We start from the raw sequence: 20,796 nt of genomic DNA, 5'->3' as shown, positions 1-20,796 counted from the left end.
CCCGCGCGATCACTACCGGCACGTAGCGTGGATGTCCGGGATTTTCCTGTCAAGCGGTGGCGCCGACCGGCGGGAAATCCGATGTGCACAACGCGCGCGGGCAGCGGCATCGCGGGATGATCGGGGCCACTGTCGACGAGGACACGGGAGCGTTCGTGAACAAGCTGCGGTTCGGCATCTTCATGCCGCCTTTCAACAGCCCGCCCACCCAGAACGTGACGACGTCGCTGCAGCGCAACATCGAGACGTTGCAGCTCATGGACCGCCTCGGCTACGACGAGGCGTGGGTCGGCGAGCACCATTCCGCCGGCACCGAGATCATCGCCGATCCGCTGACGTTCATCGCGCATGCCGGAGCGGTCACCAAGAACATCAAGCTGGGCACCGGCGTCGTGTCGCTGCCGTATCACAACCCGCTGTGGATCGCGGACCGCGCGATCCTGGTCGATCATCTGCTGCGCGGGCGGCTCATGCTCGGTGTCGGCCCCGGTTCGCTGCCGACCGACGCGGAGATGATCGGGCTGGAACCGGCCCAGCTGCGGCCGGCGCTCGGTGAGGACCTCGACGTGCTGCTGCGGCTCCTGCTCTCGGACGAGCGGGTCAGTCACGAGAACGACCGGTACCGCCTCGTCGACGCACGCACGCAGCTCGCTCCCTACTCCGATCCGTGCTTCGAGATCGCGGTGGCGGCCACGGTCTCCCCCGCGGGGCCGATCCTGGCCGGCATGCACGGGCTCGGCCTGCTCTCGCTCGGCGCCACCACCCGGGAGGGCTTCGACGTACTCGCGCACCACTGGAACGTCGTCGAGGCGGAGGCAGCCAAGCACGGCCAGGCGACCGACCGGTCCCGCTGGCGTCTGGTCGGGCCGATGCACATCGCCGAGACCAAGAAGCAGGCCATCGAGGACGTCCGCTACGGCTTCGACCAGTTCTGCGACTACACGCAGCGGACGCTCGCGCTGCCCACGTTCCGCGCCGAGGGCGACACCTTCGAGGAGCGGGTCGCCTGGATCAACGAGACGGGCCTCGGTGTCATCGGCACCCCGGACGAGGCGATCACCCAGATCGAGCGGCTCGTCGAGCAGTCGAACGGCGGCTTCGGCTGCTACATGATGATGCAGCACGACTGGGCCAACTGGGAGGCGACCCAACGGCACTACGAGCTGTTCGCCCGCCACGTCATGCCGGCGTTCCAGCCGTCGCAGCGCCGGCTACTCGCCGCTGAGCAGTGGGCGCGTAGCCGGCACGGCGAGCTGGACGCCAAGAACGGCGCCGCGATCCAGGCCTGGTCCGACAAGTACCACGCGGAACAGAAGGAAGCCGAGCAGCAGGACGCTACGACCCAGCGATGAACCGCGTGGAGTCGCGGTCCAGCTCCTGCTCCAGCGTGGGTGCGTCGGGCCGCGACTCCAGGTCGAGACGGTGGCGTCCCTGGTCCGTCTGCTCGGGCGTGGCCGGCGGCCTCGGCTGCTCCGCGACCCCACCCCTGGGCTGAGGGCCCCGGGGCCGGGCACTCGGCATGCCGTTCGGGACCATCCCGGGTGGTGGCATGCCGCCGGGCCGCATCCCGTTCGGTGCCATTCCGTTCGGTGGCATCGGTGGCGGGGGAAGCATCGGCCGGGGCCCGGGACGATGCATCGGCTGGCGCTGCCGGAACAGGGCCGGATCGACCGGATCATCGGTCACCCTGCCGCGCTTCAGGTGCACCACTCGGGTGGCCAGCCTGGTCATCGCGGGGCGGTGCGTCGTCATGATGACCGTCCGGTTCGTCACCAGCTCACGCAATGCCTGTACGACGACCTCTTCGGCGTTCACGTCAAGACCGGTGGTCGGCTCGTCGAGCAGCACGACCGGGGCGTCGGTCAGCAGCGCCCTGGCGATGCCGACGCGCTGGCGCTGACCGCCGGACAGGCCGACACCGCCGTCGTCGAGTGTCGTGTTCAGGCCGGTGTCCAGCTTGTCGCTGAACTCGGTCACCAACGCGGCTTCGGCGACCGCCTGGACCTCCTCGTCGGTGGCGTCCGGCCTGCCGTAGCGAATGTTGTCGGCGATCGACCCGGAGAACAGGAAGGTGTCCTGCAGCACGACCGCGATCTGTCGATGCCTCCACCACACCGGCTGCTTACCCAGCGGGATGCCGTCGAGCAGCACCGCCCCGCTGGTCGGCGGGTACAGCCCGGTGATCAAGGAGAGGATCGTCGACTTGCCCGCGCCGTTGTGGCCGAGCAGCGCGATCCGCTCACCGGGCTGGATCAGCAGTTCGAGACCGTCGAGCACCGGGCCGCGTCCGTAGTCCAGCGTCACGTCACTCAGATGAATCTCGCCGGCCACCCGGTCCGGCAGCTGCCGCCCGGATTCGATGGACGGCTGGTGCTGGTCGAAGATCGCCGCGACCCGCTCGGCGGACGCTGCTCCGGTGGTGAAGGTGAGTGCCAGCTTGGACAGTGCCTTCAACGGCTTCAGCATGTCCTTGAGGTAGTTCGCCACCACGATCAGGACGGTGACCGACCACCAGTTCTTCAGCACGCCGTAGCCGCCCATGAGCAGCAGCAACGCGGTGCCGACCGCGCTGATCAGCTCCAGCAGTGGGGTGAACCTGGCCCGCAGTTCCACCGCGCGAAGGCCGGTGGCGAGCACCGTGTCGTTGTCGTTGCCGAACCGACGGTCGTGCAGGTCCTGCCTGCCGAACGCGTGGATGGTCCGGATGCCGTGCAGCGACTCGGCCACGAAGCCGGACAGCCGGCCTTCCGCCGCGCGTCGCCTGCGCGCGGACCAGCGGGTCAGCCGCGTGTAGCGCGCGGCGGTGAAGAACACCAGCGGTGCCGCCCCCAGCGCGATCAGACCCAGCCGCCAGTCCATGACGAGAATCGTGATGGCGAAGCCGGACAGCGACAGGATGCCCGGGATCAGTACCGAGAAGACATCGACGAGACCGGTCTCGATACGGCCGGTGTCCGTGGCGACCCGGCTGGTGAGCTCTCCGACGGCCTGCTGGTCGTGGTAGCCCATCGGCAGTCGTTGGAGATGGGCGAACATGTCGGAGCGGATCGCCGAGGTGATGCGCTCACCGGCGCTGTTCATGATGCGGTCGCCGAGGTAGTCGAACACCCCGGAGAACGCGGTGATCAGCAGCACCGCGATGCCCGCGACCGCGAGCATGCCGATCTTGGACGGGCCGAAGATCTGGGTGATCTGCCCCAGCAAACCACCCGGCCGCTGGTCGTTGATCAGGTAGTTGACCACCAACGCCAGCGGCCATGGTGCGGCCAGATCCGACAGCGTCTCACCGAATCGCATGGCGACGCCGAACAGCAGCGGGCGCAGTTCCCGCCTGCCGTAGGCGCGGAACCGCCACAGCTGCTTGAGCAAGCCGAGGTCGGGACCCGCGAGATCACCGGGAACCGACTGCTTGGCCCCACCCTTCATTCGCCCACCGCAACCAGCTGGTCGGCCTGAGCGGACTCCCTCAGTTCCACGTTGGACGCGCCGAGCCGGATTCCGTGAGCCGCCATCCCGGCCAGCACCGGATCGGTCAGCTCGGGGTCGGCCTCCACCATCCAGGCGAGCAGCCCCGCCACGTGGCGGCGCTTCTTCAGCAGCTGCTCGGCCTCCGGGGTGCCGAACCGGACACCGGACGCGGCCGAGGAGGACAGCTCCAGGCCGCGCAGCAGCATCCGGTCGAACCGATCGCGGTCGTGGCCTTCGGCCGCGACGTGTTCCCTGGCCGTCCAGCAGGCAGAGGCCCATACGGTGCCGTCGCCGTGCGGGTCGGTGCGACCGCCCTGGAAGCTCGCCATCGTCCAGCGCGGGTCGAGCGCGCGACGACGCCGGTCCCATGCCGGGACGGTGTTGCGGTGCCAGCCGTAGATGTCTGGCTTGTCCAGCATGATCGCGGTCAGCACGTCGCACGTGCCCTCGTCCAGCGCGATCTTCTTGTTGGTCTGCTGACCGGCGGGGCGCAGGCCGTTCAGCCGGAAGTCGGCCGTGTGGCGGCACACGTGGTGGCCGATCTCGTGGTAGATGATCGCCAGGTTGTGCGAGGGGGCCGCGAAGTACGGCTCGCCGCCGGGGGTCAGCAGGAACCCGCTGCCACCGCCGAGGTGCACCTCGCCGGTCGGCCGCACCGGGCCGGGCTCCGGCGGATCATAGGACCTCGCCGCCACCCGGTAGTGCCCGCCGCCCCAGCGGCGCGGGCTCTCGTGCATTCCGATCCGAACCAGCAGGTGCGGAAGCGGGTGTCCGAGCAGGCTCGACATCCGGCGCAGCGCTCGCTGGGTGTGGAAGGCGACGTTCACCAGGCCGAAGGCCCGCGCGACGCGGTCGTGCTCGGGTCCGCCGACCGGTCCGCCACCGGAGGCGGGCCCGAACGAGAGGTCGCCGTCGAGCAGCGCGACGCCGCGCTCGTCGCGCACCGTCGCCTCGGGGAGCACGATCTCGGCCGGTCCGAGTGAGAGCACATCAAGGGGGACCTGGGCGAGTCGACCCGGCCCCGGTCGGCTGTCCGGCAGGTATGCCGAGGCAGTCATCATGCCGAGGTACCACCCAGATTCACCAGATCGTCGTCCGAGGCTTCCTCGGATCCCTCGGACTCCTCGGTCCGACCCGCCCCGCCGGCCAACAGGTCGACGGCCGCTCCCCCGACCAGCTCGGCCGGAGTCAGCACCGGGAGCTCCGTCGCGGCGGCGGCCTCGCGGGTCGCCAGCGGGCTCGCGGTCACCAGGCCGCTGACGGCCCGGACCGAGACACCGAGCTCGTCGAGCACCTCGATGCCGGCGATCGCGCCGAGCGCATCCCCGACCGCGAGCACCACCTGGTCGGCGAAGCCCGGCAGCTTCGCGGCCAGCTCCCGCGTCTCGTCCTGCAGCACGCCGTCGGCGATCTCCAGGACGACCACGTCGGAGCCGGCCTCAACGAGCCGGTCCCGGATCGCGAACATGCCGCTGACCAGGCGCTCCGACGGGTACCCGAACGTGGAGGGCATGCCGAAGTCGAGGAAGTCGGCAACCGAGGCGGCCCCTGCGTCCACGTAGGCCCAGTGGTCCTTGCCGCTGCCCGAGCCGGTCACCTTGCCGGCGCCGACCCGCAGGCCCGCCTTGGCGAGGCCGCGGACGATGGCCGAGGTGGTCGTGGTCTTCCCCGCGTTCATCGCCGAGCCCAGCACGACGATCGTGCCCAGCTCGGGCCGGCCGGGCTCGCTCGGCGCGACGGCCACGTCGTCGGTGTTGAGCGGGTTGCCCTCGGCGTCGGTCAGCGGACCGAGCACCTCCAGCTCGGTCGGCGCGTCCTTGCTCGTGTGCGCGGACGCCACGGTGCCGATCAGGCCGCCGGAGGTGAGCAGGTGGACCGCGTCGCCGGGACCGGGCAGGTAGCCCTCGTAGAAGTCGGTCGCGTAGCGGTTGCCCCAGGCACCGACCACGACGTCGCCCGGGTACATCCGCATACGGCGGCCGTGCGGGTTCTCCAGGTGTTCGTGCGCACCGATGTGCGCCACGGTGGCGACCACGAAGTCACCGAGGCGGGGCGGCCGGACGGCGCCCCCGAGCTGCAGCTCCGAGGGTTCACCTACCCGCCGTGTGACGTAACCCCACTTGGCCGCCGACAGCCTTTGCATTCACCGCTCCCAACACCATGACGCACCCGACCGTGTGGCTGGCATGCGTGTACCGGCCGCAACATTGCTCCTGGGCCGCCACTCCCGAGGCGCCCCCGGACGGACTTCGTGGACCGTCCATGGCCGACTCAAGATCAGGCTACGCAATGCCGCCTGCTCCCCTTATTCAACGACGTCACGTCTTCTCGGATGCGGGGCGGGGTGTAGTGAACCTACTTCACCCAGGTCACGGCGCGATTCGATCAGCTGGTGGACGGCCCCCCGCGCAGCATGATCGTCGTATCTCGGTGCCCTATATCACAAAAATCCCACAGTGAGCGTCTCACTGTTACCGAAGTCTAAACATACTGTCACCTAATGTGCGCAACTCTCAGCGCGACATCACGCTGTGTGGTGAACCTTCTGACTCTAGTGGAGGTGTCGATCTACGCTCTGCGTACTCGGTGTGACGTGAGAGGCCCAAGTGGTCACTGCGGTTCGAGTAAAGAGTGGACGCGGGCGAGAGAAGCGAGGTGCACACATGAGTTTGCGACGCGGTGTGAGCACCCCACGTCCCCGAGACGGTCGATCCGCCGGTCTCGGACGCACGGTCGTCGGTGGAATCATGACACTGACCGTTGCGGCCGGACTGATCGCGGTCGCGGTGAGCCCGCCCCCCGCCTCTGCCCGCTCGGCCTCGGCGCCCACCCTGCTGGCCCAATCCGCGCAGGGACCACGGCCGGCCGCACCGACCCATCCACCCAAGCCGACACCGCCGCCCCGCCCGACACCACCGAAGGTCGCGCCTGGGGTCGGGGTGATCACCACTCCCACACCCGAGTCGGACGTTCCCTCCACCGTGCCTGAGCCCGCGCTGCCCGAGTCGACGATGCCCTCGGCTCTCCCGCAGCAACTACCCAGCGCGCTGCCGCCCACCTCCGCCGCACTGCCTCCCGCCGCGGTCGCGCCGGTGTCGCCCGGCGTTCCCAGCACCGCGGCCGAGGTGCCCTCGGCGATTCCGGCACCCTCCGCGCTTCCCCCCGCGCCGGCCGCCGGTGTCGCCGCACCGTCCGCCCTCCCGGCCGCACCGTCGGCCCTGCCCTCGACTCTCCCGTCAGCGGTCCCGTCCGCGCTCCCATCCGCGCTGCCCTCGGCCGCGCCGAGCCTGCCCGCGGCGCCGCCGGCCGCTCCTGGCCTCGCCCCCGCCGGTCAGCCGGTGTCGGCCGAGTGCTCGGCGTCCTGGGGCGTGCTGGGCGCACTCGCCAGCGCACTGCGGGTGCCGAGCGCGCCCGCCGGGGCGAACATCTGCGGTCCGGGCGCGCTGCGTCCCGCGCCCGCGCCCGTCTCGTGCACCAAACAGGTCGACGCGGGCGGACTGCAGACCGCGATCGACTCGGCGAATCCGGGCGACCGGATCTGTGCCACCGGGAGCTCCACCGAGCGTCTGAAGGTCACCAGGTCCGGCACCCCGACGGCACCGCTGCAGATCATCGGTGACGGCCAGACCTCGGTGAAGGGCATCACCGTGCAAGCGGACAACGTCGTCGTCGAAGGGTTCGACTCGGCCGGAGCGACCGCGCCCGGCATCCAGCTGACCGGCAACGGCATCACCGCGCTCAACAACTCGATCACCTCACCGAGGGGCGGTGACGGCGACGGAATCCGGTTCTTCGGCTCGAACATCAACATCCTGCACAACTCGGTGAGCGACGTCCGCAACCTCGGCGGCGCGCATGCCGACTGCATGCAGACCTACGCCACCGACACCCCGGCCAGCACCAATGTCCGGATCGACAGCAACCGGTGCACCAAGATCGACAACCAGTGCCTCATCGCGGAAGGCCCCAACAGCAGCGCGGGCGACGGCAGCGGCAAGGGCGAGAGCTCGAACGTCACGTTCACCAACAACTTCTGCGACACCCAGGCCTCGCAGGCCGTCATGGTCGACGACGTCAAGAACATGATCATCACGAACAACGACATCACCGGCAAGAACGAGAAGGCGTTCGCGCTGGACAACAAATCCACCGGTGCGAAGATCAGCGGCAACCGGGTCGCCCAGACGATCGGTTTCGAGGTCGGTATCGACAACTCCTCGAAGCACGGCTACCAGGGCCCGCCCGCCGGCGGCCAGCCGTGAGCAGGCGCCCCCGGACGTCCCTGGTCGTCGGACAGGGTGACGGCTCGGCAAGCGAGCTGGAGTGCAAGCCGGTCGTCAGCCCTCGCCAGGTCGATCTGCAGTAACCGTTCGATCCGGGCGACACGGGCCGCGACCGTGTTGCGGTGCACGCCGAGCACGGCGGCGGCCGCGGCGAGCGACGACTCGGCGTCGAGATACGCCGACAGTGTCCTGACCAGGTCACCGGTCTCCTCCTGCAGCGGCGCGAGCAACGTTCGCGCCGCCGGCTCGAAGGTGTCGGTCCGTGTCCACTCCAGCAGCAGCTGAGCCATTCCCAGCTGGTCGACGTGCAGGAAATAGCCGCTTTCCGGTCGGGTGGCCGCGAGGGTGGCGGCATCGGCCGCCTCGGCGACCGTTCTGGCCAGGCCCTCGTGACTCGGTCTCGGACGTCCCACCCCGAGGTGCGCGGTCAGCGTTCGCCGTAGCTCACGGTGGGCATCGCGCAGCCCGGCGGCCGTCGCGCGCACCCGCTCGGCCGAAGGCTCGACGTCGAACGTGGCCCACCCCGTCCAGCCGTCACCGTGCCCGACGACGACAGCGTCGACCCCCGCACCGCGCAGTACCCGCACCACGTCGGGTTCCCTGGCCAGCACGTCGGTGCTCGGCGGCACGCCGATGCGGATGCCGACGTGCCAGCCACCCAGCCGCCAGCCCGCGTCGGCGGCGCGGCGGCGCAGGTCCGCGGAAGGCTCGCCGGCGACTCTCAGCACGTCGCCGAGCAGAGCGGTCCGATAACGGGCGTCGCGTTCGGACTCCACCCGATGCACCAGCAGCCATCTCGCGGCCGCCGAGGCGGCGATCGCCAACGCGGGCGCGACAGTGTCCGCCCACGCCGCACCGTCGCCTCGGATCCCGGCCACCAGCCACAGCGCCGGACGCGCGGAGCGCGGCAGGAGCACCGGATGGGCGAGCAGCTCCCACCCGGCCCAGGCACAGCGCTGCGGCACGGGCTCGTCGACGCGCACCGGGCCGGCGTCGAGCGGGTCGCCGGCCACCGGCGTACCCCGGTCGTCGAGCAGGGCCACCGACGCGCGCAGCAGACCACGCAGCACGCCGACGATCTCCTCGGGTGCTCTCAACCGGTCGTCGAGCTCCGCGTGCGTCGCCAGCACCAACTCCGCCCGGTCGAGGTCGGGAGCGGCCAGCAGCAGCCGGGCACTGACGAGCAGCGCGAGAGGTTCCGCCGGCGTGCTCAACAGCGGCACCCGAAGACGGTCGGCGAGCAGGCACGAGGCCGCGAGCGGACCGCCGATGAGGAGCAGTCCCGCTCCCCCCGCGTCCGCGATTCGCCGCAGGAGCGCGTCGACCCGCCAGTCCGCCACCGCGACCGGTTCCACCAGCACGGCCAGTTCCCCGTCGACGATCTCGTGCCGGGCCCCGAGATCCAGTATCGGATGCACCCTGCGCACCGCACGGTCGAGTCCCCCGCGGCCGCCCGTCACCTCGACGTTCCCCGCCCAGTCCGCCAGCGCCAGCAGACGACGCACGGTGATCGTCACGGCGCACCCGCCAGCAGGACGGGATCACAGTCGATGCCGTACGCACGCGGCCACACGGCCGCCCCGCGTCGCGGGTCCCGCCAGAACTCCGGTGCGGGCAGCTGCAGCACGCCCACCTCCATACCCTGGCGCAGCCGGTCACACGGGATCGGCACGCCCGTGCGCTTGTCCAGCACCACGAGCAGATCCGGCGTCGTCGCGACCACCACGCCATCACACAGCGCCAGCAGGTACTCGTTCTCCATCTCCAACCGCACCAGCCCACCCGCCGTCGCCTGGACGGTCGCGCTGCCTCTGCCGAAACCCGGGTCGTCGTGCCTGCCCGGCTCGAGTCGACGGGCCACTTCGACGACACGCCCCTCGCCGAGCAGCCTGCCGCCGACGGCCTCGGCGAGGTCCGGAGGACTCAGCGACAGCGCCAGCTCGCCGAGCCGCAGTGCCGCGCTGACGGTGCCCAGCACCGCGCAGTGGGTCAGTTCGCTCGCCAGGACCGGAGCCAGCGCCAGCATTCCCCAGCCACCGAGCGTGATGAGCGCACGAACGGTGCGTTCGATCCGAGCAGGTGCGCTCCGGTCGAGGACCACCAGCTGGCCGCGGGGATCGCTCAACGCAACGGGACCCAGCTCGCGTCCCGCCGCGACCAGGGAGAACTGGTCGAGTCGGGACAACGCTCGCCCACACAGGTCGGCGTCGACGCAGGGCAGGCCGAGCTCGTCCGCCGCGACGAGCCCCAACAGGCCGTTCGTGCCGCCGATCTCGATCGAGACGACCGCGTCGGCGCTCGTGCCGGTCCACCGTTCGATCGCGCTCACGGCGTCGGCGAACTCCCGCCCGCTCGGCAGTTTCTCGGTGAGCGCGGAGGTGGCGCCGACCATGCCCACCGGGACGACCGTGGCGTCATCCGGCAGTTCCGAGACCGGGGTCACGGACAGCTCTCGGCGCGAGCGCAGCCGGAACCGCATCAGCTCGGCCATCGTCGCCGAGTCCCCGCCGCCTCCCGAGCCGAGCAGCGTCACCCCGCGTTCGAGTGCCGTCACAGCGTTGTGGTCGATGTGCATGGCAGGAAGCCGTCCCGTCGCAGCATGTGTGGCCCGGTGGGGCCGCGCGTTCCGCGCTGAAATCGGTTCGCGCCGTGTCACGGCGTAAGCCCGATAGTCGTGTACCCAACGGTATGTGAGCGACACCGCGCACCGTAAGTCCACACCGCGCCATGTGCACACAGCGCGGTGTGACCACACGGTGCGCGGTGTGGGGTGAGAAGGGCGCGCTGAGGCACGGGCCACGGCGAGGTGGGTTACGTGGATCGGACACCCGTGTCACCGCATCGGCCGGCTACACCCGCACCGGGTCGACGTCGTAGCCGAAGTAGCGCGGACCGGCCAGCGCAAGACCTGCCTCGGAGTGCCAGCGGGGGTCCGAAGGAGCACTGAACACGGTGAGCCGCTGGCCGAACCGCAGCCCCTCGGTGGTGACCGCGGCGCCGGATTCGTGGTCCACCGTGCAGATCAGGTCGGGTACCGACGCGATGACCACTCCGCCCCGTTCCGCCACCAGGCTCTCGTTCTGGAACCGCACGACGAGCTCAGCGCCCAGATCGTCACCGATACCGGTCAACCGCGCGACGCCGCGAGCGAACCCGGTGACGGTGCGGCGCTCGACGTCGACGACCTTGCCGGTGAACAGGTGCCGGCCGGACATCCGGTTGATGACCGCCGCCACCGGATCGGTGTGCGCCGCCCGTGCCGCGCGGACCAGCGCACCCAGCTCGGCACACAGGCTCAGCGTATCCGGTACCAGCGACTCCCGGGCCTGAGTCCCGCTCATCGCGTACGAGCCGAGCATCGCAGAGCACCCCATCTCGATCGTCGACGTACGGGCCAGCCGTTCGGCCCAGGCGTTGTCGACGGTGTCCATGACACAGCGGTTGCCCTTGTCGTCGATCAGCGCCAGCGGCGTGGTGGTGATCCCGTACAGGGTCGGCATCATCATCTGGATCTCCGGGAACGCGCGGCCCATCCCGTCCGCATCGATCAGCGGTAGGCCCAGCCGCGCTGCGGCCGCCACCGGGATCAACGAGTTGACGCCGCCGGCCTCCGCGCACGCGATGTGGGTCAGCGGCCGTCCGAGGTAGTCGGTCAGCGCGCTCGCCGCCAGCCCGACCTGCTCGGCCGACGGCAGCTTCTCCACCATGACCGTCGGCGCGCCCATCATCGCCACCGTCACCACCTGGGCGTCGTCCGGTACCTCGGGTAGGGACACCAGCTCGACCGGGCCGTGTTCGCGCAACGCGACCTGGGCCATCAACCGGCCGATGTAGGGGTCTCCGCCTCCGCCGGTCCCCAGGATCGCGGCGCCGTCCGCGATGTCCACGACGTCGTCGGCGGTGATCGTGCGCATCATGCCTCCATCTGCAGGTCGCCCACGGCCTTCACCCGGATCCGGGTGGCGTTGCCGGGGAGATAAGGGATCGGGACCTCGTCGAAGTCGACGATCTCGACGCTCGCCGGGACCGCGCCCGCCGCGACCGCACGGTCGACGGCTTCCTGTTTCGCATCGTCGATCACCGCGTCCCGACGACCTGGCTCGATCGCGTACACCCGGTCGACCTTGCCGCCGATCTGCGCGATCGCGGCGCCGATCGCGTTGGCCACGGCGAAGTCCTCCGGGCGGCTCACCCGTACACCGTCGAGGAGTTCGGGCAGCAGCACCGACCCGCCGCCGACCGCAACCACCGGCAACGGTTCCGCCGAGGTACGCATCCGGTCCACCGCGTCCGCGACATCGCGCGCGACCCGGTCCAGCGCTCGGCGTACCAGGCCCGGATCCAGGTGTGCGACCAGCGAGGCGTCGCCGATGTCGGTCAGCCCGGCGGCCACGGCCACGTCGGTCGCGGTGAGTGTGTCCCCACCGAAGACGAGCGCCCTCGACGTCAGTTCGTACCCGACCGAGTCCGGTCCGACCGTCACCCCGGCCGATTCCTCGCGGACCCGGCTGCCACCGCCGATGCCGATCGACAGCACGTCCGGCATGCGGAAGTTGGTGCGGATGCCGGCAACGCTGACGTCCGAGGTCGCCTCGCGCGGGAACCCGTCCCGCAGGACCCCGACGTCCGAGGTGGTTCCCCCGATGTCGACGACCGCGCAGGTGCCGAGCCCCGACAACACAGCGGCGCCGCGCATCGAGTTGGTCGGCCCGGAGGCGAACGTCGCCACCGGGTAGCGGCGGGCGAAGTCGACGTCCATCAGTGTGCCGTCGTTCTGGCTCAGGTACAGCGGGGCGCTCACCCCGGCTTCGGCGATCGCGGAGCCGAGCCCGTCGACGATGTCGGCGGACAGCTCACGCAACGCCGCGTTGATCACCGTCGCGTTCTCCCGTTCCAGCAGTCCGATCCGGCCGATCTCGTGCGACAGCGAGATCGCGACGTCGGGCAGCTCGGCCGCGATGATCTCCGCCGCGCGGGTCTCGAACTCGGCGTTGACCGGGGAGAACACCGAGGAGATCGCGACACTGCGGATGCCGCGACGGCCCATGTCGTCGGCGGCCTTGCGCAGCTGCGCCTCGTCGAGCTCGGCGATGTGCCGCCCGTCGAACTCGTGCCCGCCGTGCGCCAGGTAGCCGCATCCCTCGATCGCGTCGACCAGCCGCTGTGGCCAGTCGACCATCGGCGGCAGCGACGCACCGGACGGCAGGCTGAGCCGCAGCGCCGCGGTCGGCGCGAGGCGGCGCGCTTCGATCAGCGCGTTGATGAAGTGCGTCGTGCCGATCATGACGGCGCCGACCGCGCCCGGATCGAACGGATGCCGGAGCTGCAGCTGCGCCATCGCGGTCACGATCCCGGAGGTCACGTCCTCGGTCGTGCTGGTCTTGACACTGGCCAGGACCGTGGTGCCGTCCAGAAGGACGGCGTCGGTGTTGGTCCCGCCGACATCGATTCCGATGCGCACTGCTCAGTTCTCCTTGCTGACGATGACGGATGAGGACGCCTCGGTCCGGTACTCGCCGACCCCTCGGACCCACCCCAGGCGCCCGGCCACGACGTACAGGACCATCGCCGCCACCAGCGAGTTGATGCTGGGCAGCCCGATGTGGACGAACAGACCGACGAGCGCGGACCCGAGCCAGACCACCAGCGTCGCCGGTACCCAGTCGGGGGCCGAGCCCGGGAGCGTCCCCCCGGCTCTGGCGGCCTCCAGGTCACCACGCCATCGCCGGACGACGAAGTACTCGGCCACCATGATCCCGGCGATCGGAGGGAACGCGGACCCGAGCACGGTCAGGAACTCGGCGAACCGGCCCAGGATGCCGAGAGCGGCCAGAACGCTGCCCGCGACGCCGATCAGCGCGGTGACCACGCCGCGATGGACCTGGCGCCCGAACACCGTCGCCACGAAGTTGACCACGCCGAGACCGGAGGAGTACAGGTTCCAGTCGTTGATCTTCAGAGTGCCGAGTACGACCATCAGAACCCCGACCCAGCCGACGGACGACGTCAGGATCGTGGTGATCTCCGCGGTCCGCGCGGCGTGCGCGAGCAGCACACCCGCCAGCCCGATCACGTACTCGCCCAGGGTTATCCCGAGCACCGTCTGCTTGACCACGTCCGCGACGGAGCGATTGAACCGCGTCATGTCCGGGGTGATCACCGAACCGACGATGAAGCCACCCGCTACGAGTGTGGTGCCTTCGACCAGGGTCAGTGGCGGTCCCGCCGGCGCCGAGCCGACCAGCTCGCCCAGGTCGTGCCGGGACAGCTCGGTGGCGACCGACCAGGCGACCAGTGCCAGGAAAGCGGGCACCGTCAGGTAGGCCGTCCAGGCCATGGAGCTCATGCCCCGCACCACGATCGCCGTGACGACCAGGCCGAAGAGCAACGCCCATCCGCCCTCGGACAACCCGCCGACGAGGTGTACGAGACCCTGGCCGGATATCGCCGACTGGATGCCGAACCAGCCGACCAGGCTGACCCCGACAGCGAGCCCGATCAGCGCGGACCCGCCGCGACCGAACCCGGTCCAGCGAGCCAGCACGGACAGCGAGAGCCCTTCGCGCACGCCGATGACGCCGACGAGGATCGCCACCAGCTCGAGGACCACGGCGCCCAGGGTCAGCGCGAGGAGCGCGTTCCAGAACGTCATGCCGAAACCGAGCATGGCGCCGAGCAGGAACTGGTTCAGCGCCGAGATCTGGCCGAACCGTTGGACCGCGACGGACCACCACGAGTAGCGGGCGCTCTCCGGCACCCTGGTCATCGCGTGGTCGTCGACTCCGATGTGCGAGACCATGGCCGGCCGCCCTGTTCACTCGATGGTGTGCTCGAGCGATGACCCTAGGGCCGGGTTCAGAACAAAGTCACCGTGCGAAGTGCACAGCGCGACCACCGCGATTGTGGAGTCCGCACAGGTCGAGGCGGGAGCGTCAGCGGCGGCGGAGGCGCCGGGCGCTGTTGTAGATCAGGGTCAGGCCGGCGATCAGGACCACCAGGCCGATGAACAGCCACAGCCGGCTGCCGGTCATGAAGCTGCCGCCCACGACGCCGATTCCCTGCAGGAACCACAACCCGCCGAGTAGGAAGCACAGAATCCCGACGACGATCCCGATCCACGTGCGCATGCGCTCTCCCACTGTCCGGCCGTCATCGGCGGAACCCGAGGGCGTCCTACGCCCTGGTCAGGTACTCGCCGGTGCGGGTGTCGACCTTGATCCGGTCACCGTTGTTCACGAACAGCGGCACCTTCACGATCTTGCCGGTTTCCAGCGTTGCCGGCTTGGTGGCGCCGGACACCCGGTTGCCCTGCACACCCGGCTCGACCTCGGTCACGGTCAGCTCGACCGAGGCGGGCAGCTCGGCGCCGACGATCTCGGTGCCGTAGAAGCGCAGCGCCGGGGTCATCTCCGGCAGCAGGTAGTCGGCGATGTCCTCGACGACCTCGCGGGGCACCTCGAGCTGCTCGAAGTTCTCCTGGTCCATGAAGACGTACGTGTCGCCCTCGTTGTAGAGGAACTGCAGCTCGCGCGTCTCGATGATGGCCTGCTCGACGCGCTCACCGGCGCGGAAGGTCCGGTCGACGACGGAGCCGTTGCGCACGTTCTTCAGCTTGGTGCGGACGAACGCGCCACCCTTGCCCGGCTTGACGTGCTGGAACGTCACCACGTTGAACAACCCGTCGGACAGGTCGAGGCTGATGCCACCCTTGAAGTCGGCGGTGCTGATCTGTGGCATAACTGAATCTCCCGGAGAACGCTGGTGAATGCGCCTCGACGGGCGCGGACTCTTCCGGCCATCGTAGGGCAGCCCTGGTCGGACGAGTTTTCTCCCCGCGTGCCTCATCCCATCAGCACCGTCCGTCGCGCTCTTCGGACCGGCCGTTATTCGGTCTCGGCCGAACTGTTCCCGGCCTACTGTTCATCCGTGACTCAACCCGAGACGGCCCCCGCCGTCGCCTCGACGCCTCCGGCCCGATCCTCGATCGCCGTCATCGCCGCGGTCGCGGTGACCGTACTGGCCTGGGCCTCGGCGTTCGTCGCCATCCGCTACGTGGGCCACAGCTTCGCACCGGGCCCGCTCGCACTCGGGCGGCTGCTCGTCGGCAGCATCGGGCTGGGGTTGTTGGTGCTGGTCCGCCGCACCTGGGTCCGCCCTACCCGGCGCGAGTGGTTGCTGATCGCGTTGTGCGGCGTTGCCTGGTTCGCGGTGTACAACGTCGCGTTGAACGCCGCCGAGCAGAGCGTCGACGCCGGAACCACCGCGATGCTGGTGAACATCGGGCCGGTGCTGATCGCGTTGCTGGCCGGTGCGTTGCTCGGCGAGGGCTTCCCGAAGTGGCTGTTGATCGGCGCGGCGGTGGCCTGCGCAGGAGCCGTGTTGATCGGCTACGCGACGGCACGTCCGGGAGGTGCGCCGGGCTCCCCCGAAGCCGATCTGCTCGGCGTGCTCCTGTGCCTGGTCGCCGCGGTGACGTACGCGATCGGAGTGCTGGCGCAGAAGCCGGTGCTCGGCAGGCTGCCCGCGCTGCAGGTGACCTGGCTCGCCTGCACGATCGGCATGGTCGTGTGCCTGCCGTTCGCTCCGGGTCTGGTCCACGACCTCTCCGTGGCCTCGCTGCCCGCCACGGCGGGCCTCGTCTATCTGGGTGCGGTGCCGACCGCCCTCGCGTTCAGCACCTGGGCGTACGCGCTGGCCCGGACCAACGCCGGGCGGCTCGGGGTCAGCACCTATCTGGCGCCGCCGCTGACCATCGTGCTGTCCGCCGTGCTCCTCGCCGAGCTGCCCGCCTGGCTGGCGGTGGTGGGCGGGGTGATCTGCCTGATCGGGGTCGCGTTGTCCCGGCGTCGCTGAGCGACCGGTCAGCGGGTCATCGTCTCGGCGATCCGCTCGGCCACCGCGACGACCGTGAGGTGCGTGTTGGCCCTCGGGATGTCCGGCAGCACGGAGGCGTCGACGACGCGCAACCCCCGGTAGCCGATCAACCGGCAGTCGGTGTCGACCACCGAGGCTGGGTCGTCCGGCGACCCCATCCGGCAGGTCCCCACCGCGTGCACGTAGTTGGTCACCGTGTTGTCCATCCAGCTGTCCAGCGCGACGTCGGAATCCAGCTGCTCCAGCGGCGTCTCACCGGCCAGTACGAGCTCGGTGAGCTCCGCGACGGCGGGATGGCGCAGCAACGCGACCGCGCGGTGGAAGCCGTCGCGCAGCCGGTCCCGGTCGCGGGGGTCGCTCAACATCCGGAACTCGATGCGCGGCGTGGCCACCTGGCCGTCCGGGTCCAGGGTGATCCGGCCCCGGGAGAAGACCTGCGTGGCGGCGACCGCCAGTACCGCCATGCCCGTTCCCGGCGGTTCCACCCCGAACGGCGTCAGCGGCAGCATCTGCATGTCGTTGGCACCGGCTCCGGCCATGCCGGAGCTGTAGCGCAGCAAGCTGGAGATCGTCCGTCCCTCGGCCGCGCGGGCACGTTCCCGCTCGGTGAGCACGAGCACCAGGGGCAGCATGGGGTGCTCGACGAGGTTCTGGCCGACCGGCCGGTCGGCAACGCCGGAGTTGAGCAGCAGCGACGGCGAGTGGATGGTGCCCGCGCTGAGTACCACCTCCGTCGAGGTCAGCTCGGTGCCGTCGGCCAGGCGCACTCCGGCCGCGCGACCGCCGTCCAGCAGAATCCTCTCGACCGGCGAGTCCCCGCGAATCGTCAGGTTCGGACGGTCCCTGGCCTGTTCGAGGTAGGCGTCGTTGGTCGACACCCTGCGTTCGTCGCGGACGGTCAGTGAGGCGGGCCCGAAACCGGTCGCCTCGGGGGCGTGGTGGTCGGGGCAGTAGGGGTAGCCCAGCTCGGCCGTCGCGGTCCGCAGCGCCTGCTCCAAACCGGACCAGCGGTCGGCGGGCGGCCGCCACAGCGGGATCGGTCCGCCCTTGCCGTGCAGGCCGTCCCCGCCGAAGTCCACGTCGTCCTCGGCGCGCTGCAACCAGGGCAGCAGGTCGGCCCACGACCAGCCCGCACAGCCCAGCTCATCGGCCCAGCGGTCGTAGTCCTCGGGCACCCCGCGCAGCGCCACCATGGCGTTGACCGCGGAGCTGCCACCGACTCCACGCCCTCGGACGTAGGCGGCGGGTTCCTGGGCCTCGTGGTGCACGGCGGTGAGCTCGGCCCAGCTGCGGCCGGGCTCGGCGCACGCGGCCCAGAAGTTCCGGCCGCCGATCGACTCCGGCACCTCGGCGGAGCGGTGATCCGGTCCCGCTTCCAGCAGCAGCACCCGGCGATCCGGGTCCTCCGACAGCCGGGCGGCCAGTACCGCGCCCGCGCTACCCGCCCCGACGACGATCACGTCGAAGTCCGTCATGAGCTCTCTCCCGCGGTGTCGGTGCGCCGAGGGCACCACTGTCGCCGAGCCGGTCGACCACAGTCAAGATCGACCGTTCCGCCGCCGGATGATCGTGGCCCGGGGGCCTCGACATACGGTTGTCCCATGGCGGAGTACTCATATGTGCGCGATCCGGCGGAGATCTACCGGCGCTCGTTCGCCACGATTCGCGCCGAGGCCGATCTGTCGGGCTTCCCGGACGACGTGGCGACAGTGGCGGTACGCATGATCCACACCTGCGGGCAGACCGATCTGCCCGCTCACCTCGGCTACTCCCCCGATGTCGTGGCGAAGGGCAGGGCGGCGCTCGAATCGGGCGCGCCGATCCTGTGTGACGCCACGATGGTCGCCTCCGGCGTGACCCGTAAACGACTGCCCGCCGACAACGAGGTCCTGTGCCTGCTGGCCGATCCCTCGGTCCCCGAGCTCGCCGCCAGGTTGGGCACCACCCGCAGCGCGGCCGCCGTGGACCTCTGGGCGGACCGTCTCGACGGTGCGGTGGTAGCGATCGGCAACGCGCCGACCGCACTGTTCCGACTGCTCGAGCTGATCGATGCGGGTGCACCTCGACCGGCGGCGATCCTCGGCATACCGGTGGGTTTCATCGGTGCCGCCGAGTCGAAGCAGGCGCTGGCCGAACATCCGGCGGGTCTCACGCACCTGGTCGTGCACGGCCGTCGGGGCGGCAGCGCCCTCGCGGCGGCGGCGATCAACGCCATCGCGACACCCGTGGAGTAGGGGTACCCGATTGGCCAGGTCAGGGCAGGTTCGACAGCCAGCGCAGCGCACCGGCGACGGTCGATTCGGTATCGACCGGGGGCGTCGCGGGACGTGCCTGGATCAGCACCGGTACGCCCTCCTCCCTCGCGGCCTGAAGTTTGGCCGAGGTCATCTCACCGCCGCTGTCCTTGGTGACGAGCACGTCGATCCGATGCTCGACCAGCAGCGCCCGTTCTCCACGGACGGTGAACGGGCCCCGGTCCAGCAACACCGTCATCCGTCGGGGTACCGGCGGGGCAGGCGGGTCGATCGAGCGCAGGAGGAACCAGTGCCGGTCGAGCCCGGCGAACGTCGCGAGCCCGGTCCGACCGGTCGTGAGGAAGACCCGTTCGCCGAACCGGGACAGCTCACGCGCCGCGTCCTCCAGCGTGGGAACCCAGTGCCAGTCGTCGCCGTCGACCGGTGTCCAGCCCGGACGGCGCAGCACCAGCAGCGGCACGCCGAGCCGTCCGGTCGCGGTGACCGCCGACGCGGTCATCACCGCCGCGAACGGGTGCGTCGCGTCCACCACGGCGGCGACCCGGTGTTCCAGCAGGTAGGCGGCCAGTCCCTCGCTGCCACCGAAACCACCCACGCGCACGGCGCCCGAGGGCAGCGCCGGGTCGCGGACCCGGCCGGCGAGCGAGGAGACCACCTCGAACTCCGGACGGTCGGCGAGCGCGTCGGCCAAGCGCCTGGCCTCCCCGGTCCCGCCCAGGATCAGCACCTGTCGCGTCATGCCGTGGGCCGGCGATCGTGACCGAGGAACCCCAGGTCACCCCGGGCGGACTGCGCTACGGCTGGACGACCGGCGCGTGCGCCACCGCCGCCACGACGGCCGCCTACACGGCGCTGCTGACCGGGTCGTTCCCCGACCCGGTGCGGATCGAGCTGCCCAAGGGGCGCCGGCCCGCGTTCGCACTGGACCGCGCGGAGCTGGCCGTCGCGGCGGCGACCGCGGGGGTGGTCAAGGACGCCGGTGACGACCCGGACGTGACACACGGCGCGCTGGTTCTCGCCACGGTGCGTCCGGCTGCTCCCGGCACCGGGGTCAGCTTCGCCGCGGGCCCCGGCGTCGGCACCGTGACGAAGCCGGGCCTGCCGCTGGCGGTCGGCGAACCGGCGATCAACCCCGTGCCACGACGACTGATGCGCGAGGCGGTCGCCTCGGTCGCCGCCCGGCACGGCGGCACCGGTGACGTGCTCGTCGAGATCTCCGTCGCCGGTGGTGAGGAGCTGGCCACCCATACCTGGAACCCGCGCCTGGGCATCCTCGGCGGGCTGTCGATCCTCGGCACCACCGGCGTCGTCGTGCCGTACTCGTGCTCGGCGTGGATCGACAGCATCCGCAGAGGTGTGGACGTCGCCCGCGCGGTGGGCCACCGGCACGTCGCGGCGTGCACCGGCAGCACCTCGGAGCTCACCGCGCGCGCTGAGTACGGGCTGGTCGACGACGCTCTGCTCGACATGGGTGACTTCGCGGGCGCCGTCCTCAAGTACCTGCGCCGTCATCCCGTCCCGAGGCTCAGCATCGTCGGCGGGGTGGGCAAGCTGAGCAAACTCGGCGACGGTCATCTCGACCTGCACTCGAAGCGTTCCCAGGTCGACCTGGACGCGCTCGCCGACGCCGCGCTGGACGCGGGCGCCGACACGGAGCTGGCCCGGCGGATCAGTGCGGGCAACACCGCCCTGGACGCACTGCGGTTGGGGCAGGAGGCCGGTTTCGCGCTCGGCGACCTCGTCGCACGGCGTGCCCTCGCCACCGCCGAGGACGTGCTGCGCGGTGCCCCGGTCAGCACGGACGTACTGGTGATCGACAGGGCCGGCACGATCGTCGGCCGCGCCGGATCGACCGACACCACACCCTGACAACACCCCGGCAGACTACGACCCCACCGGGCACGATCGAGGGACCC

Annotated in this window: 17 protein-coding genes; 5 read left to right on the top strand and 12 right to left on the bottom strand. The window is 70.6% G+C overall.

Going from position 1 to position 20,796, the window contains the following annotated elements:
- Positions 1–116 precede the first annotated feature (116 nt).
- Positions 117–1,352, top strand: coding sequence for an LLM class flavin-dependent oxidoreductase (locus G406_RS0126220; protein ID WP_084216390.1), 1,236 nt, complete (start codon positions 117–119; stop codon positions 1,350–1,352).
- Here the strand turns inward: G406_RS0126220 and G406_RS0126215 are convergent.
- Genes G406_RS0126215 through G406_RS0126205 form a run of 3 tightly spaced genes read right to left on the bottom strand, consistent with a single transcriptional unit; the run spans position 1,336 to position 5,611 of the window.
- Positions 1,336–3,426 carry an ABC transporter ATP-binding protein gene (locus tag G406_RS0126215; RefSeq protein ID WP_028936048.1) on the bottom strand — a complete coding sequence of 697 codons (2,091 nt, stop codon included), beginning with the start codon at positions 3,424–3,426 and terminating at the stop codon, positions 1,336–1,338. The genes G406_RS0126220 and G406_RS0126215 overlap by 17 nt on opposite strands.
- Entirely contained in the window at positions 3,423–4,526 is a 1,104-nt protein-coding gene (locus G406_RS57915; RefSeq protein ID WP_169736788.1) for a hypothetical protein, read from the bottom strand. Before G406_RS57915 ends, G406_RS0126215 begins: the two co-directional genes overlap by 4 nt.
- Positions 4,526–5,611, bottom strand: a complete 1,086-nt coding sequence (locus G406_RS0126205) for a P-loop NTPase family protein (RefSeq protein ID WP_028936046.1) — start codon at positions 5,609–5,611, stop codon at positions 4,526–4,528. Before G406_RS0126205 ends, G406_RS57915 begins: the two co-directional genes overlap by 1 nt.
- Before the next feature lie 604 nt (positions 5,612–6,215).
- On the opposite strand from G406_RS0126205, the gene G406_RS58525 reads away from it, so the two are divergent.
- On the top strand, positions 6,216–7,730 hold the full coding sequence (locus tag G406_RS58525; protein WP_051342707.1) for a right-handed parallel beta-helix repeat-containing protein: 1,515 nt from the start codon (positions 6,216–6,218) through the stop codon (positions 7,728–7,730).
- Here the strand turns inward: G406_RS58525 and G406_RS50050 are convergent.
- From G406_RS50050 to efp, 7 genes are all read right to left on the bottom strand, one after another.
- Positions 7,697–9,268: a PucR family transcriptional regulator gene (locus G406_RS50050; RefSeq protein ID WP_245607220.1), complete on the bottom strand. Its 1,572-nt coding sequence runs from the start codon at positions 9,266–9,268 to the stop codon at positions 7,697–7,699. The two genes, G406_RS58525 and G406_RS50050, sit on opposite strands and share 34 nt — an antisense overlap.
- Positions 9,265–10,326 (bottom strand): DUF917 domain-containing protein, encoded by a 1,062-nt coding sequence (locus G406_RS0126190; protein WP_028936045.1) that lies wholly within the window; start codon positions 10,324–10,326, stop codon positions 9,265–9,267. The genes G406_RS50050 and G406_RS0126190 overlap by 4 nt, the downstream gene beginning before the upstream one ends.
- A 274-nt stretch (positions 10,327–10,600) precedes the next feature.
- A complete protein-coding gene (locus tag G406_RS0126185) occupies positions 10,601–11,665 on the bottom strand; it encodes an S-methyl thiohydantoin desulfurase family protein (protein ID WP_084216389.1) in 1,065 nt (354 codons plus the stop codon).
- Complete coding sequence (locus tag G406_RS0126180) at positions 11,665–13,212, bottom strand: hydantoinase/oxoprolinase N-terminal domain-containing protein (RefSeq protein ID WP_028936043.1); 1,548 nt, start codon at positions 13,210–13,212, stop codon at positions 11,665–11,667. Before G406_RS0126180 ends, G406_RS0126185 begins: the two co-directional genes overlap by 1 nt.
- Positions 13,213–13,215: 3 nt before the next feature.
- Positions 13,216–14,550 (bottom strand): purine-cytosine permease family protein, encoded by a 1,335-nt coding sequence (locus G406_RS0126175; RefSeq protein WP_028936042.1) that lies wholly within the window; start codon positions 14,548–14,550, stop codon positions 13,216–13,218.
- 133 nt (positions 14,551–14,683) lie between these two features.
- Entirely contained in the window at positions 14,684–14,878 is a 195-nt protein-coding gene (locus tag G406_RS0126170) for a hypothetical protein (RefSeq protein ID WP_028936041.1), read from the bottom strand.
- 46 nt (positions 14,879–14,924) lie between these two features.
- Positions 14,925–15,488, bottom strand: coding sequence for an elongation factor P (gene efp / locus G406_RS0126165; RefSeq protein WP_028936040.1), 564 nt, complete (start codon positions 15,486–15,488; stop codon positions 14,925–14,927).
- 189 nt (positions 15,489–15,677) lie between these two features.
- Here efp and G406_RS0126160 point away from each other — a divergent pair, with 189 nt between their 5' ends.
- Complete coding sequence (locus G406_RS0126160; protein WP_245607219.1) at positions 15,678–16,604, top strand: DMT family transporter; 927 nt, start codon at positions 15,678–15,680, stop codon at positions 16,602–16,604.
- A gap of 8 nt (positions 16,605–16,612) precedes the next feature.
- On the opposite strand, the gene G406_RS0126155 is transcribed toward G406_RS0126160, so the two are convergent.
- Positions 16,613–18,100, bottom strand: a complete 1,488-nt coding sequence (locus G406_RS0126155; protein ID WP_028936038.1) for a GMC family oxidoreductase — start codon at positions 18,098–18,100, stop codon at positions 16,613–16,615.
- Between the two features lie 126 nt (positions 18,101–18,226).
- Between G406_RS0126155 and G406_RS0126150 the strand changes: the two genes are divergently transcribed.
- Positions 18,227–18,859, top strand: coding sequence for a precorrin-8X methylmutase (locus G406_RS0126150; RefSeq protein WP_028936037.1), 633 nt, complete (start codon positions 18,227–18,229; stop codon positions 18,857–18,859).
- Between the two features lie 19 nt (positions 18,860–18,878).
- On the opposite strand, the gene G406_RS0126145 is transcribed toward G406_RS0126150, so the two are convergent.
- On the bottom strand, positions 18,879–19,619 hold the full coding sequence (locus tag G406_RS0126145; RefSeq protein WP_037078445.1) for a cobalt-precorrin-6A reductase: 741 nt from the start codon (positions 19,617–19,619) through the stop codon (positions 18,879–18,881).
- Positions 19,620–19,636: 17 nt separating this feature from the next.
- On the opposite strand from G406_RS0126145, the gene G406_RS0126140 reads away from it, so the two are divergent.
- Positions 19,637–20,749, top strand: coding sequence for a cobalt-precorrin-5B (C(1))-methyltransferase (locus tag G406_RS0126140; RefSeq protein ID WP_028936035.1), 1,113 nt, complete (start codon positions 19,637–19,639; stop codon positions 20,747–20,749).
- Positions 20,750–20,796 lie beyond the last annotated feature (47 nt).

The sequence above is a fragment of the Actinospineispora spinosispora DSM 44797 genome (assembly GCF_000429025.1).
Classification (GTDB): Bacteria; Actinomycetota; Actinomycetes; order Mycobacteriales; family Pseudonocardiaceae; genus Pseudonocardia; species Pseudonocardia spinosispora.
This window is presented reverse-complemented; position numbering and strand designations above follow the sequence as displayed.

Excerpts from the sequence above, each read along its gene's own strand:
- G406_RS0126220 (WP_084216390.1), top strand. The coding sequence starts at position 117 with ATGATCGGGGCCACTGTCGACGAGGACACGGGAGCGTTCGTGAACAAG.
- G406_RS0126215 (WP_028936048.1), bottom strand. The coding sequence starts at position 3,426 with ATGAAGGGTGGGGCCAAGCAGTCGGTTCCCGGTGATCTCGCGGGTCCC.
- G406_RS57915 (WP_169736788.1), bottom strand. The coding sequence starts at position 4,526 with ATGACTGCCTCGGCATACCTGCCGGACAGCCGACCGGGGCCGGGTCGA.
- G406_RS0126205 (WP_028936046.1), bottom strand. The coding sequence starts at position 5,611 with ATGCAAAGGCTGTCGGCGGCCAAGTGGGGTTACGTCACACGGCGGGTA.
- G406_RS58525 (WP_051342707.1), top strand. The coding sequence starts at position 6,216 with ATGACACTGACCGTTGCGGCCGGACTGATCGCGGTCGCGGTGAGCCCG.
- G406_RS0126190 (WP_028936045.1), bottom strand. The coding sequence starts at position 10,326 with ATGCACATCGACCACAACGCTGTGACGGCACTCGAACGCGGGGTGACG.
- G406_RS0126185 (WP_084216389.1), bottom strand. The coding sequence starts at position 11,665 with ATGCGCACGATCACCGCCGACGACGTCGTGGACATCGCGGACGGCGCC.
- G406_RS0126175 (WP_028936042.1), bottom strand. The coding sequence starts at position 14,550 with ATGGTCTCGCACATCGGAGTCGACGACCACGCGATGACCAGGGTGCCG.
- G406_RS0126170 (WP_028936041.1), bottom strand. The coding sequence starts at position 14,878 with ATGCGCACGTGGATCGGGATCGTCGTCGGGATTCTGTGCTTCCTACTC.
- efp (WP_028936040.1), bottom strand. The coding sequence starts at position 15,488 with ATGCCACAGATCAGCACCGCCGACTTCAAGGGTGGCATCAGCCTCGAC.
- G406_RS0126155 (WP_028936038.1), bottom strand. The coding sequence starts at position 18,100 with ATGACGGACTTCGACGTGATCGTCGTCGGGGCGGGTAGCGCGGGCGCG.
- G406_RS0126150 (WP_028936037.1), top strand. The coding sequence starts at position 18,227 with ATGGCGGAGTACTCATATGTGCGCGATCCGGCGGAGATCTACCGGCGC.
- G406_RS0126145 (WP_037078445.1), bottom strand. The coding sequence starts at position 19,619 with ATGACGCGACAGGTGCTGATCCTGGGCGGGACCGGGGAGGCCAGGCGC.